Annotated in this window: 11 protein-coding genes; all 11 read right to left on the bottom strand. The window is 66.4% G+C overall.

The genetic code is table 11. The annotated features are described in order from the left end of the window. Positions 1-31 precede the first annotated feature (31 nt). On the bottom strand, positions 32-1102 hold the full coding sequence (locus LMA02_RS05840; RefSeq protein ID WP_228907242.1) for a porin: 1071 nt from the start codon (positions 1100-1102) through the stop codon (positions 32-34). A gap of 165 nt (positions 1103-1267) precedes the next feature. Then, positions 1268-2698, bottom strand: a complete 1431-nt coding sequence (locus tag LMA02_RS05835; RefSeq protein ID WP_228907241.1) for a purine-cytosine permease family protein — start codon at positions 2696-2698, stop codon at positions 1268-1270. 289 nt (positions 2699-2987) lie between these two features. After that, entirely contained in the window at positions 2988-3665 is a 678-nt protein-coding gene (locus LMA02_RS05830) for an SOS response-associated peptidase family protein (protein WP_228907240.1), read from the bottom strand. 185 nt (positions 3666-3850) lie between these two features. Next, entirely contained in the window at positions 3851-4480 is a 630-nt protein-coding gene (locus tag LMA02_RS05825; RefSeq protein WP_228907239.1) for an NAD(P)H-binding protein, read from the bottom strand. Positions 4481-4744: 264 nt separating this feature from the next. Next, a complete protein-coding gene (gene lpdA / locus LMA02_RS05820) occupies positions 4745-6136 on the bottom strand; it encodes a dihydrolipoyl dehydrogenase (protein WP_228907238.1) in 1392 nt (463 codons plus the stop codon). Between the two features lie 5 nt (positions 6137-6141). Then, positions 6142-7479, bottom strand: a complete 1338-nt coding sequence (locus LMA02_RS05815; RefSeq protein WP_228907237.1) for a dihydrolipoamide acetyltransferase family protein — start codon at positions 7477-7479, stop codon at positions 6142-6144. Between the two features lies 1 nt (position 7480). Beyond that, entirely contained in the window at positions 7481-8524 is a 1044-nt protein-coding gene (locus tag LMA02_RS05810) for an alpha-ketoacid dehydrogenase subunit beta (RefSeq protein ID WP_228907236.1), read from the bottom strand. Positions 8525-8526: 2 nt separating this feature from the next. Continuing rightward, a complete protein-coding gene (locus tag LMA02_RS05805) occupies positions 8527-9759 on the bottom strand; it encodes a 3-methyl-2-oxobutanoate dehydrogenase (2-methylpropanoyl-transferring) subunit alpha (protein WP_228907235.1) in 1233 nt (410 codons plus the stop codon). Positions 9760-10159: 400 nt separating this feature from the next. Next, complete coding sequence (locus LMA02_RS05800; protein ID WP_228907234.1) at positions 10160-10786, bottom strand: flavin reductase family protein; 627 nt, start codon at positions 10784-10786, stop codon at positions 10160-10162. A 290-nt stretch (positions 10787-11076) separates the two neighbouring features. After that, complete coding sequence (locus tag LMA02_RS05795) at positions 11077-11223, bottom strand: DUF3096 domain-containing protein (protein ID WP_228907233.1); 147 nt, start codon at positions 11221-11223, stop codon at positions 11077-11079. A gap of 334 nt (positions 11224-11557) precedes the next feature. Continuing rightward, on the bottom strand, positions 11558-12571 hold the full coding sequence (locus LMA02_RS05790; RefSeq protein WP_324251292.1) for a hypothetical protein: 1014 nt from the start codon (positions 12569-12571) through the stop codon (positions 11558-11560). Positions 12572-13024 lie beyond the last annotated feature (453 nt).

Raw genomic sequence — 13024 nt, 5'->3', positions numbered from 1 at the left:
CGGCCCATACGGCCCGGCGCCCGATGCATCGTCAGAAGCGATGCACGATGCCGAGCTGCACGCCGCGCGCGTTCGCGCCCGGATATGCGAGCGGCAGGCCCGGGTTCGCCGCGCCCGCGAGCGTGTAGCCGGCCTGGTTGCGGTTGCGCAGGTACGACAGCGCGCCGTAGAAGCTCGTGCGCTTCGACAGGTCGTATTCGTACATCAGCCCGAACTGGTCGGCGTTGTCGCCTTGCGACGTCTGGTCGTGCAGGTACGCATAGCCGAGCGCGACGTAGTTCGCCGGGTTGAGCTGGTACTTGACCGACAGCCCGTACACACGCGAATCGATGCCGAGGTCGGCCCATTTCACCGCGGAGAAGCCGCCGTACACGGTCGCCTTGCCGATCGCATACGATGCACCGGCCATGATCGTGCGATCGGTCGTGGTCGCCGTCGTGTTCTTCAACCACTGGCCCGCGACGAACGCCGCGAACGGCCCGTGCTCGTAGGTCACGTCGAACTGCTGGCTCGACCCCGCGGAGCGCACGCCGCCCGCCTCGCCGAACCCGACGTACAGCCCGGCCTGGAAGCCGGCGAGCTCGGGGCTCTGGTACGACAGCGTATTGCTCGTGCGGAACGCGAACACGGTCAAGTTGTCCATGCCGGACGCCTGCGTGACGCCGCCGAACGCATCCTGCCCGCCCTGGTCGTTGAACAGCGGCGAATTCTGGCGGCCCGCGCGCACCTTGCCCCACTGCCCCGCGATGCCGACCCACGCCTGACGATTGAACATGCTGCCCGAACTGGCGAGCGAACCGTCGTTCGGATTGAAGCCGTTCTCGAGCGCGAACTCGATCTTCTGGCCGCCGCCGAGGTCCTCGCCGCCCTTCATCCCGAAGCGGCTGCCCCACTGTCCACCCGAGCCGATCGCCGCGGTATAGCCGTTGCCGGTATTCACGTACTGCGTGAATTCGTCGATCACGCCGTACAGCGTGACGCCGTCCTGCGCGAGCACGGCGCCCGACCCGCCCATGCATGCGGCCGCGACGGCCACGCGAAGACCGGCATGCGCCGATCGCGCCAGGGAACGATTGCCCCGCGCGTTCATTTGCTTAGTCATACTATCCAATGAAAAGAGAATGGAACGATGCCGGGCACGGTAGTCTGCCATGCCGGCATCGCGAATAACGAAGGTGTGGGCAGCGCGGCTGCCGGTCGCGCCGGGTCCGGCGCGGCGGAGCCGCTCAGGCCGGCGACAGGCCGGCCCGACAGGCGACGCGATGCGTCAGTGGTGAACCTCGCCGCGCTCGAGCGGCAGGATCAGGCGCTCGGGGATGCTGCGTCGCGACGCACGCGCGCCGACGTAGTACAGCACCGCCGGCACGATGAGGCCGAGGATCCACGAGATGTCGGTGCCGCCAAGCGCATCGACGAGCGGGCCCGTGTAGATGTGCGTCGACATGAACGGCAGCTGCACCAGGATGCCGACCACGTAGATCGTGATCGCCATCACGTTCCAGCGGCCGTAGCGGCCATCCGGATCGGACAGCGCCGGCACGTCGTAGCGCGAACGCGTGAAGCAGTAATAGTCGACCAGGTTGATCGCGCTCCACGGCGTGAAGAACGCGAGCAGGAACAGGATGAACGCGGTGAATTCCTTCAGGAACGAATGACGGCCGGCGAGCGCGATCAGCGTCGACACGCAGATCATCCCGAAGATGTAGACGAGACGGCTGCGCGACGACACCGCGCCCTTGCCGCGAAAACCGCTGACGATCGTCGCCATCGACATGAAGCTGCCGTAGGCGTTGAGCGCGGTCACCGTCACCTTGCCGAACGCGATGCTCAAGTACAGCAGTGCGGCAACCGCGCCCGTCGAGCCGAGCCCGACGATGTACGACACCTCGTGGTGCGCGAACTGGCTGCCGGCCAGCGCGGCCGCGAACACGCCGAACACCATCGCGGCCTGCGCGCCGATCACCGAGCCGAGGCCGACCGCGAGGAACGTGGCGACCGACGACGTCGAGCGCGGCAGGTAGCGCGAATAGTCGGCGACGTACGGGCCGAACGCGATCTGCCACGACGCGGACAGCGACATCGACAGCAGGAAGCTCGCGAGCGAGAAGTGCCGGTTCGCGAGCAGCGCGCCGACGTCGTGGTTCGCGAACAGCTGCGTGAACATGTAGACGAACGCGATGATGCCGACCACGCTCGCGATCCGGCCGACGAAGTGGATCGCGCGATAGCCGAACACCGTCAGCACGACGATCACGGCCGCGAACAACAGGATGCCGGCCGCATCGTCGACGTGCAGCAGTTGCGCGACGGCCTGCCCGGCGAGCACCGAGCCGCTGGCGGAAAAGCCGATGTACATCAGGCACACGAGCACGATCGGGATCATCGCACCGTAGACGCCGAACTGCACGCGGCTCGAGATCATCTGCGGCAGCCCGAGCTGCGGCCCCTGCGCGCCGTGCAGCGCCATCACCGCGCCGCCGACGAACTGGCCGAGCAGCAGGGCGACCAGCGACCAGAACACGTCGCCGCCGAGCACGACCGCGAGCGCGCCCGTGACGATGGCCGTGATCTGCATGTTCGCCGACAGCCACAGCGTGAACTGGCTCAGCAGCCCGCCGTGGCGTTCGGCGTCGGGAATGAAATCGATCGAGCGTACCTCGATCAAACCGCCGGCTTTTCCACTGGGATTCGTTGACACGAGAAAATCTCCAAGATACTGAGGATCACAAATGGTTTTGACGAGATGCCCTTTCGGCTCGTGGGATGCGGTGCGCCGTGGATCGCCGGCATGCGCCACGCACGCACGGTCAGCACGCTGGCGCGCAACCGGCACGACGTGCGCCGACATTGCCAGCGGATGATCTTGTATATACAACTTGGGAGATATCGGTGATTACCCGGGTGTTCGACGATTTATGAAATCGTGCGGGAAACCGGCACACGTCCGACCTGCGGCGTCGCCGGTCGCGCGTAGGAAAAATGAAAGCTCAGGTGCCGACGGGCGACGCCTGCTCGGGCTCGGCGACCATGTCGTCGGCAGGAAGGAGCGTCAGCAAGCGCCGCACGGCCTCGACGTCGCGTGCGTGCAGCCATTCGTCGTAGTCGTCGCGGCGCAGGATCACGACGCCCCGCTTCTCGTCGCCGGGCCGGTGCATGCGCGCGAACACCGGGTGATCGTCGGCATTGACCGTGAGCATCGTCATGCCGATTCGCTCGCGGCCGTCGGCGGTGACGAAGCGGCGCCAGATGCCGGCGACGCAGCACGGCTGCCAGCCGTCGACGCCAATCCGGTGCCACACGTTGCGGCCCGTCTCGTAGCACGGCTCGAAGATCCAGCGCACCGGAATCAGGCAACGCTGGCCGTTGTGCCAGGCGGTGCTGTAGAGCCGCGACGAGCCGACCGTTTCCGCGCGCGCGTTCACCGTATCGAGCTTCTTTCGCTTGCGGCCATTCTCGTCGCGACGCTCGGGCTGCATGAACTTCGGCCAGAAGCCGAACACCGCGCTGACCACCGCGAGGCCGTCGCCGTCGGCACGCGCGATGGGCGCCGCGTAATCGGGATACACGTCGGGTTCCCACGGATCACGGCGAAACAGGTCGCCGATGCCGAGTTTCAACTCGCTGATGCCCGGGTCTTCATCGGGGGCGCGGTAGTGGGTGCACACGGTTCGGCTGACGATGGACGCGATGTCTTCATCGTAGGTCAGCGTGCACGCCGCGTTTGCGCAATCGGCTGGTATGACGAAACAGTTCGCTCGCTCGACGGCTTCGTGCGCGAATAGCCGGCGCGCGCGTCGGTTCGTTCATCCGTGCCGGCCACGTGTGTCGGCAGCACGTCGCGCGTTCCGGTTCAGGCGAGCCGTTCCGATCCGATGACATGCACGCCCGGGCGTGCATCGAGCGCGGCATCGAGCAGCGCGCGGGCGATGCGCGGCGCGGGATTCATGCGCCACTTCGGCGGCAACAGCGGCCCGGCGGCACCGAGCGCCAGCACCATCATCCGTTCGCCGAACCGGAACTCGTCGCGGCTGCCGCCGATCAGGCCCGGCCGCACGTAGGTAAGCGACGTGAACCCGATGCCCGCGAGCGCACGCTCGACTTCGCCCTTCACGCGGTTGTAGAAGATGCGCGACGCCGGGTCCGCGCCGAGCGCGGAATTCAGCACATAGGTCGGCGTGCCGGACCGGTGCGCGAGGCGCGCGACCGCGAGCGGATAGTCGTGATCGACGCGGCGGAATGCGGCCTGCGAGCCCGCGACCCGCATCGTGGTGCCGAGCGTGCAGATCACCGCGTCGGCCTGCCACCAGTCGGCCGCCTCGGGCAGGTGATCGAAGTCGACCGTCACTGCGCGCATCTTCGGATGCGGCGACAACGGCCGGCGCGCGAGCACGACGACCTGGTCCACCCGCGCGTCGGCCAGCGCGACGTCGAGGACGTGGTGCCCGACGAGTCCGGTCGCGCCGACGAGCAACAGTTTCATGTGCGGTTATTCCGTGTATGGCCGGTGCAGGCCGGCCGTGAGCGGCAGCCGTGCGCGCTGCACATCGCCATGCCGCCTCGCGCCGGAGCCGCCCGTTCGAAGCCGATGAATCGGACGGGATACCGACACGATGAACGGTTAGCACAAGTGGGTCAACAGCGACCACTAGGTAAGCATGCTCGAGCGCGATCGCACCGGCCGTCCGAATCGGCGCCGCAGCCGGGCTTCGTCCGGCGACGGATGCCGACGGATGGCGACGCGCGTTCACACGTGCAACGCGTGTCCCAGCGCGCGCAATGCCGCCTCCTGCACCGCTTCGCCGAGCGTCGGATGCGCGTGGATCGTGCCGCCGATATCCTCGAGCCGCGCGCCCATCTCGAGCGACTGCGAGAACGCCGCGGCCAGTTCCGACACGCCGCGCCCGACCGCCTGCCAGCCGACGATCAGATGCGTGTCGCGCCGCGCGACGACGCGCACGAAACCATCGGTCGCCTGCAGCGTCATCGCGCGCCCGTTCGCCGCGAACGGGAACGACGCGCTGATGCAGTCGACGCCGGCCGCCTTCGCGTCGTCGGGCGACCAGCCGGACGTGACGACCTCGGGATCGGTGAAGCACACGGCCGGGATCGATGCGGGCGTGAACTTGCGGCGCCGTCCCGCGATCAGCTCGGCCACCATCTCGCCCTGCGCCATCGCGCGATGCGCGAGCATCGGCTCGCCCGCGACGTCGCCGATCGCCCACACGTTGCGCATCGAGGTCCGGCATGCGTCGTCGATGCGCAGCGCGCGGCCGTTACGATCGAGCGGCAGCGCTTCGAGCCCGAAACCATCCACGCGCGGCCGGCGGCCGACCGCGACCAGCACGCGATCGGCCGGCAGCGTCTTCTGCGCGCCGTCGGGCGCCTGCACGCGCACCGCGCCGTCGCTCGCGAGACCGAGCACCGTGTGGCCCAGCCACAAGCCGACGCCGAGCCGCGCGAGCGAATCGGCGACCGGCTTCGCGAGTTCCGCGTCGTACGCGGGCAGCACGCGCTCCGCCGCTTCGACGATGCTGACCTCGACGCCGAGCTTGCGATAGACGGTCCCGAGTTCGAGCCCGATGTATCCGGCGCCGACGACGACCAGCCGCGTCGGCAACGACGTGGGCGACAGTGCGTCGGTCGACGATACGACGTGCCCGCCGAACGGCATCGACGGCAGCGCGACCGGTTCCGAACCGGTCGCGAGCAACAGGTGTTCGCATGCGATGCGCGTCGTGCCGTCGCCGGCAACGACATCGACCGTCTTGCCGTCGACGACGCGCGCATCGCCCTGCAACACGCGCACGCCGTGCTTCTTCAGCAGCGCGCCGACGCCGCGCGTGAGCCGCTCGACGATCCCGTCCTTCCATGCGACGCTTTTCGCGATGTCGATCTCCGGCGTGCGCACGCGAATCCCGAGCATGCCTTCGCCGGCCTGTATGCACGCCTGCTCGAACGCGTCGGCGACATGGATCAGCGCCTTCGACGGAATGCAGCCGATGTTCAGGCACGTGCCGCCGAGCCGTTCGCGCTCGACGAGCACCGTCGGAATGCCGAGCTGCCCCGCGCGAATCGCGGCGACGTAACCGCCCGGACCGCCGCCGATCACGAGCAGCGTGGTGTGTTCGTTCGGCATCGCACTCACTCCACGAACAGCAGCGCCGGACGCTCGAGCAACCCGCGCACGGCCTGGATGAATTCGGCCGCGTCCGCGCCGTCGACGACGCGATGGTCGAACGACGACGACAGGTTCATCATCTTGCGCGCGACGATCGCGCCGTCGCGAATCATCGGCCGCTCGACGATCCGGTTCACGCCGACGATGCCGACCTCGGGATGGTTGATGACCGGTGTCGACACGATGCCGCCGAGCGCGCCGAGGCTCGAGATCGTGATCGTCGAGCCAGTCAGCTCGTCGCGCTGCGCGCGGTTCGCGCGCACCGCGTCGGCGAGCCGCGCGATTTCCGCCGAGATCGACCACACGTCGCGCGCTTCCGCATGACGCAGCACCGGCACCGTGAGGCCGCTCTCCGTCTGCGTCGCGACGCCCATGTGCACCGCGCCGTAACGCGTGACGACACCGGCTTCGTCGTCGTAGCGCGCGTTGATCTGCGGGAAGTCGCGCAGCGCGATCACCATCGCGCGGATCAGCAGCGGCAGCGGCGTGAGCCGGCCACGCGCGTCGCCGTGGCGTTGGTTCAGCTCGGCGCGCAGCGATTCGAGCTCGGTGACGTCGATCTCCTCGACATAGCTGAAGTGCGGAATGCGGCGCTTCGCTTCCTGCATCTTGCGCGCGATCGCCCGCCGCAGGCCGATCACCGGCACCTCGGTTTCATCGTTGCGCTCGTCGTAGCCGCGCGCTTGCGAGCCACGCGCCGCCGTGCCGCCCGTGCGTGCGTACGCATCGAGGTCCGCATGCAGGATCCGGCCGGCCTCGCCGGTGCCGCGCACGTAGCGCAGCTCGATGCCCATGTCCCATGCGCGCTGACGTACCGCTGGCGACGCGAGCGGCCGTTCGCCCGGCGCGCGTGCCGCGCGCGACGCCGCCGCGTGTTCCGCGCGACGCGGCTCGGCCGGCGCACGATCAGCGGGGTGGCGCGCTGCCTTCGACGCGTCGTGCGCTTCGGCAGCGTCAGTGACTTTCGATGACCTGGCAGGCGCGTCGACCGCCGCCGGACGCGACGTTGCATCCGCACCGGCATCGGGTGCCTTCGCGCCCGGTTTCAGGTTGCCGTCGCCTTCGACTTCGACACGAATCAGCTCGCTGCCGACCGCCATCATCTCGCCGATCCGGCCGCCGAGCGCCAGCACCTTGCCCGCCACCGGCGACGGAATTTCCACCGCCGCCTTGTCGGTCATCACGTCGGCGAGCGGCTGGTCTTCCTCGATCGTCTGCCCGACTTCCACGTGCCAGGCCACCAGCTCGACCTCGGCGATCCCTTCGCCGATATCCGGCATCTTGATCACATGAATCCCCATCTCAGGCCTCCATCACGCGTCGCAATGCTTCGCCAACCCGGGCCGGGCCGGGGAAATACGCCCATTCCTGCGCGTGCGGATACGGCGTGTCCCAGCCCGTCGTCCGCTCGACCGGTGCTTCCAGATGGTAGAAGCAGTGCTCCTGGACGAGCGATACCAGTTCCGCGCCGTAGCCGCAGGTGCGCGTCGCTTCGTGCACCACCACGCAGCGGCCGGTCTTGCGCACCGACGCGACGATCGTGTCGAGGTCGACCGGCCACAGCGTGCGCAGGTCGATCACTTCCGCGTCGATGCCGGTCTCCTCGGCCGCGGCGAGCGACACGTGGACGGTCGTGCCGTACGTCAGCACCGTCAAGTCGTTGCCGGGCCGCACCACGGCGGCCGTATCGAGCGGCACCGTGTAATAACCTTCCGGCACCACGCTGCCCGGATGCTTGAGCCACGACGTGACCGGACGCTCGTGATGGCCGTCGAACGGCCCGTTGTACAGGCGTTTCGGCTCGAGGAAGATCACCGGATCGTCGTTCTCGATCGACGCGATCAGCAGCCCTTTCGCGTCGTACGGATTCGACGGCATCACCGTGCGCAGTCCGCAGACCTGCGTGAACATCGCCTCCGGGCTCTGGCTGTGCGTCTGGCCGCCGTAGATGCCGCCGCCGCACGGCATCCGGATCGTCATCGGCGCGGTGAACTGGCCCGCGGAGCGATAGCGCAGCCGTGCGCCTTCCGACACGATCTGGTCGGACGCCGGGTAGAAGTAGTCCGCGAACTGGATCTCGCAGACCGGCCGCAATCCATACGCGCCCATCCCGACCGCCGCGCCGACGATCCCGCCTTCCGAGATCGGCGCATCGAACACGCGCGACTTGCCGTACTTGGCCTGCAGCCCTTCGGTGCAGCGGAACACGCCGCCGAAGTAGCCGACGTCCTGCCCGAACACGACCACGTCGCCGTCGCGCTCGAGCATCACGTCCATCGCGGAGCGCAGCGCCTGGATCATCGTCATCGGCTGCGCCGATGTCGTCGTCGTTTCATGTTGCGCCATGATCACGCTCCCAGTTCCTGGCGCTGACGGCGCAGGTGCGCGGGCAGCTCCTTGTACACGTCGTCGAACATCGAGGCCGGCGACGGAATCCGGTCGTCGGCCAGCGTCCCGAACTTCTCCGCTTCCTTCTGCGCGGCGATCACTTCGGCTTCCAGCTCGGCCGTCAGCGCGTCGTGCGCGCTGTCCGACCAGATGCCTTTCGCGATCAGGTGCTGCTTGAAGCGGGCGATCGGATCGCCGAGCGGGAAATGGGCCCAGTCGTCGCTCGGCCGGTATTTCGTCGGATCGTCCGACGTCGAATGCGCGCCCGCGCGGTAGGTGACCCATTCGATCAGCGTCGGACCGAGATTGCGGCGCGCGCGTTCGGCGGCCCAGGTCGATGCCGCGTAGATCGCGAGGAAGTCGTTGCCGTCGACGCGCAGCGAAGCGATGCCGCAGCCGACGCCGCGCCCGGCGAAGGTGGTCCCCTCGCCGCCCGCGATCGCCTGGAACGTCGAGATCGCCCACTGGTTGTTGACGACGTTCAGCACGACCGGCGCGCGATACACGTGCGCGAACGTCAGCGCGGTGTGGAAGTCGGCTTCCGCGGTCGCGCCGTCGCCGATCCACGCGGACGCGATCTTCGTGTCGCCCTTGATCGCCGACGCCATCGCCCAGCCGACCGCCTGGATGAACTGCGTCGCGAGATTGCCGGAGATCGAGAAGAAGCCGGCTTCGCGGTCCGAGTACATCACCGGGAGCTGGCGCCCCTTCAGCGGGTCGCCTTCGTTCGACATCAGCTGGCAGATCATCCGTTCGAGCGGCACGTCGCGCGCGATCAGGATGCTTTGCTGGCGGTAGGTCGGGAAGCACATGTCGCCGTGACGCAGTGCCATCGCGTGCGCGGCGCCGATCGCCTCTTCGCCGAGGCTCAACATGTAGAAGGAGATTTTCTTCTGACGCTGCGCGATCATCATGCGCGCGTCGAAGATGCGGGTCTTCAGCATCGCGCGCATCCCGGCGATCAGGCGCGCATCGTCGAGGTCCGGCGCCCACGGGCCGAGGGCTGCGCCGTGGTCGTCGAGCACGCGCACGAGGCTGCGGGCGAGATGGGCGGTGTCTGCGGGGGCAACGTCGATCGGCGGGCGGCGAACCGCGCCGGCCGGCGATAGATGCAGATAGGAAAAATCCGTCTTGCAGCCCGGACGCCCGGTGGGCTCCGGCACATGCAGACGCAATGGCTCTGACAGGCTCATCGTGTCGTCTCCACGCTCGATTGTGTCTCACGCTGTTGGAAACGCGCGGCCGGTTGCCGGCTCACGCGCGGGCTGGCGCACGGATAAGCACGCCAACCTTGGAAATCTATGCCTCGCGGCGCGGGACGTCGATGACCAAGCCGCTCGATTGCGGTGAGCAGATTTGCCATGGCGGGTGACGGCGGGCGATCAGTGCCGCTGGCGCGGTGAAGGAAGGCCGCGTGTGCTGCGATGCGTCAACGGCTGGGGAGCTTGCGGATCGAGGCCGCACCGATCGCTGCGTGTCGATCATGTCGGACGATACGAAGCACGAGACCCCGCGAAATCCGGGATCTCGGCGGGGTCTCGGTGGGTCCGGGCGTTTGCGCGCCCGCTTGCCGGGTCGTGCCGGCGCGATGCGTTACGCGTCGGGGCGGGCGATGTCGAAGCGGCTGTCGGGCTTGACGTGCACGTAGGCCGACGGGCCGCCCGCGCGAAGAATGATGCCCGCGCCGAACGTGTCGAAGATGCCGTCCTTCAGCAGGTCGTGGCGAATGTGCACGGCGACGACCTCGCCCAGCACCAGCGTGGCCGGCGTGTCGACGCCATGGTGATCGCGCAACGGGATCACGTCGGTCACCTTGCATTCGAAGTTGACGCCGCTTTCCGCGACGCGCGGCACATTGACAAGGCGCGACGGGATCGCGGTCAGGCCGCCGAGTTCGAATTCGTCGACGCCGTACGGCACCGCCGCACAGGTCTGGTTCATTCTGTCGGCGAGATCGCGCGTCGCGAGGTTCCAGACGAACTCGCCGGTCTCCTGCACGTTGCGCAGGCTGTCCTTCGCGGCCGTGCTCGAAAAGCCGATGATCGGCGGACGATAGTTGAACGCGTTGAAGAAGCTGTACGGCGCGAGATTGATCGTGCCGTCGTTGCCGCGGGAAGAGATCCAGCCGATCGGGCGCGGACCCACGATGGCGTTCAGCGGATCGTGCGGAAGGCCGTGGCCTTGCGACGGTTCGTAATAGTGATGGCTCGAGTCGGTCATGGCGGGTGGTCTTGAGGCAGGCAAGCTGCGTTGAAGTCCATCGACCGGCGCGTATGTGCCGAGGGCGGCAACGGTGTGCGGTGCGATGTGCGCGGCAAGTATCACATGGGGTCGGTTTTGTCGCAGTGAACGCGCAGTCGCGAGCGACGTTGCAGCGTCAATGCATGCGCCACGCAAATAAAAAACCGCGAGCGCTTCATTCATGTTCTCGCGGTTTTTTCAAATCTTCATTGAATCGCATTGAAGCGATCGGTGGCCGTTGAACCGGGACCGAGGCGGAAAAAGGCTCGTCAGTGTATGTGTCCCGCGAAAAGTCCGAGTAATCCTATGATGATCAGGTAGATCGCAACGATGAAATTCAGCAGGCGCGGTACCACCAGAATCAGAATTCCAGCGATCAGCGAGACCAATGGGCTCAAGTTCGTGAATACGTGCATGGCGTTGCCCCTTAACAATAGATCGCGAAATCGCCAACTGGAGCGCCTCGAAACCGTATTGCACGACCCTGTGCTTCGTAGCCGCTCCCTTTCAACGCTGCATGCGATTCCGTGATGGGTGGGAGATTTTACCGACGCAGGCAACCGGAACCCCGACCGGTTGTCAGTGCAACGTTTGTTTGCGTATCGCAGCGATTTTCGTGCCTGCCTCAGCGCGTGCGGCCGGTCCCGCCGGCATGCTGCAATCCGGCAGCCCCGCTCGAGGTGCCACGCTAGTGCCGCACCCCGCATGATTTTCAAATTGCGCCGCAAGAATGCGCGTGAGAATGAAGCCCTAGAAATTGCGTGCCAAGCCGACCATGAACATGTCCTGGTCCTTGTCGTTGCCGGTCGCGACACGATTGAAGCGCAAGCTCGCCGCCCAATCGTTCGTGACCTGGTAACTCACCTGCGCGCTGAGCAACGCATTGACTCTGGTTTTGCTCGAGACTTCGTCCCGATCGTGCGAGAGGTATGGACCTGCACCTGCCGAAAGCGTCCATTTGCTCTTGATCGGCGCGACGTACCAGAGTTGTGCTGCCACACCTCTTCGGCCGGCGACACCATTATTGCCTTCGTAGACGAAGCTCGCCGAATAGGCCCACGCATTGCCAAGCGGCCGCTTGACTTCGACCATATAGCCCTTTTCGATCGGCACTTGAGGACGGTTCGTCTGCGACGTCCCGGCCCAAACGCTGACCTGCGTCTTGCCGTCCGAAAACGCCGGGCCTGGATCGCCGCCAAAATCCGAACCGATGCCGAACAGCACCGCGTCGGAATTGAATCCGCCAATCATCTGGACGTGGTTGTACTGCACCTTGAGGAAGAAGCGGTCGGGAACGAGGTAATACCGCACCGCTGCTGACGCCCGCACGCCCCAGCGCTTTTCATTGCGCGCCTGGTTGTCGACATGGGTCGTGTCGATGCTGAAATACGGCCCCGCCGACAATTCGAGCGCCAGGCGATTGCCGAGCGGCCAACGAAACGAACCCAGGGCGGCGAAGCCATCACGGTGGTGATCCTCCGGATGCCCCTCGTTCAAATAGGCGAGGTAGATCGAGAAGTAGTCATTCAAGACGTCGCCGAAGCCGACTTCATAGGCACGCCAATGCATATCGCCACCCTCGGTCGCGCGTCCGTCGCCATACACCGCATAAGCGTTGATCGTTCTTTCCGATGGCTTCAACCCGGTCGGTGAGCTCGCAGGACTGTCCTCGGCGTGTGCGTGGCTAACGCCTGCCAGAATCGCCAGACCGGCGATCGAGCTTGTGACGACGAAACGTGAATAGATGCGACGGCACTGTCCCATTTGGCCTCCCCACCCGAGCTGAACCCAGATGCTGGACGACGGTTGACCGAACTTCACGCGAATCGAATCCGGTACTCGACGTGGCCGCTAGCACTCCTCGAGCGACAGGAACCAGTGTGCGTTGAGGCATGGGTGAAAGGCATTGGGGTATCGCCTAGCAAGGTGGTCACGAATGTAGCCGATACCCTGAACAAATTGCAGGCAAGCATGCTGCGTCGCGATGCACGGCGCGTGAATCAGGGAACGCATACGCGAAGCAATGGTAGAATCGCGTCCGCCCTTTTGCCGGGGTGATGAAATTGGTAAACATAGCGGACTTAAACGATTGAGTGCCCGACCGGAAACGGTCGGTGCAGAACCCTTCAAATTCGGAGAAACCCCTGATGCGCGCATCGAGGCAACGCCGAGCCAAGCCTCGCAGTGAGATTGCAGCGAGGAAGGTGTAGAGACTAG

Origin of the sequence: Burkholderia sp. B21-005 (assembly GCF_020843965.1) — a bacterium.
GTDB classification, from domain to species: Bacteria; Pseudomonadota; Gammaproteobacteria; order Burkholderiales; family Burkholderiaceae; genus Burkholderia; species Burkholderia ambifaria.
The sequence above is the reverse complement of the archived record's forward strand: the minus strand, read 5'-3'. Positions and strand labels throughout refer to the sequence as shown.

Bases quoted from the DNA above. Each gene is read 5' to 3' on its own strand.
- LMA02_RS05840 (WP_228907242.1), bottom strand. From the start codon at position 1,102: ATGACTAAGCAAATGAACGCGCGGGGCAATCGTTCCCTGGCGCGATCG.
- LMA02_RS05825 (WP_228907239.1), bottom strand. From the start codon at position 4,480: ATGAAACTGTTGCTCGTCGGCGCGACCGGACTCGTCGGGCACCACGTC.
- lpdA (WP_228907238.1), bottom strand. From the start codon at position 6,136: ATGCCGAACGAACACACCACGCTGCTCGTGATCGGCGGCGGTCCGGGC.
- LMA02_RS05805 (WP_228907235.1), bottom strand. From the start codon at position 9,759: ATGAGCCTGTCAGAGCCATTGCGTCTGCATGTGCCGGAGCCCACCGGG.
- LMA02_RS05795 (WP_228907233.1), bottom strand. From the start codon at position 11,223: ATGCACGTATTCACGAACTTGAGCCCATTGGTCTCGCTGATCGCTGGA.
- LMA02_RS05810 (WP_228907236.1), bottom strand. From the start codon at position 8,524: ATGGCGCAACATGAAACGACGACGACATCGGCGCAGCCGATGACGATG.
- LMA02_RS05815 (WP_228907237.1), bottom strand. From the start codon at position 7,479: ATGGGGATTCATGTGATCAAGATGCCGGATATCGGCGAAGGGATCGCC.
- LMA02_RS05790 (WP_324251292.1), bottom strand. From the start codon at position 12,571: ATGGGACAGTGCCGTCGCATCTATTCACGTTTCGTCGTCACAAGCTCG.
- LMA02_RS05800 (WP_228907234.1), bottom strand. From the start codon at position 10,786: ATGACCGACTCGAGCCATCACTATTACGAACCGTCGCAAGGCCACGGC.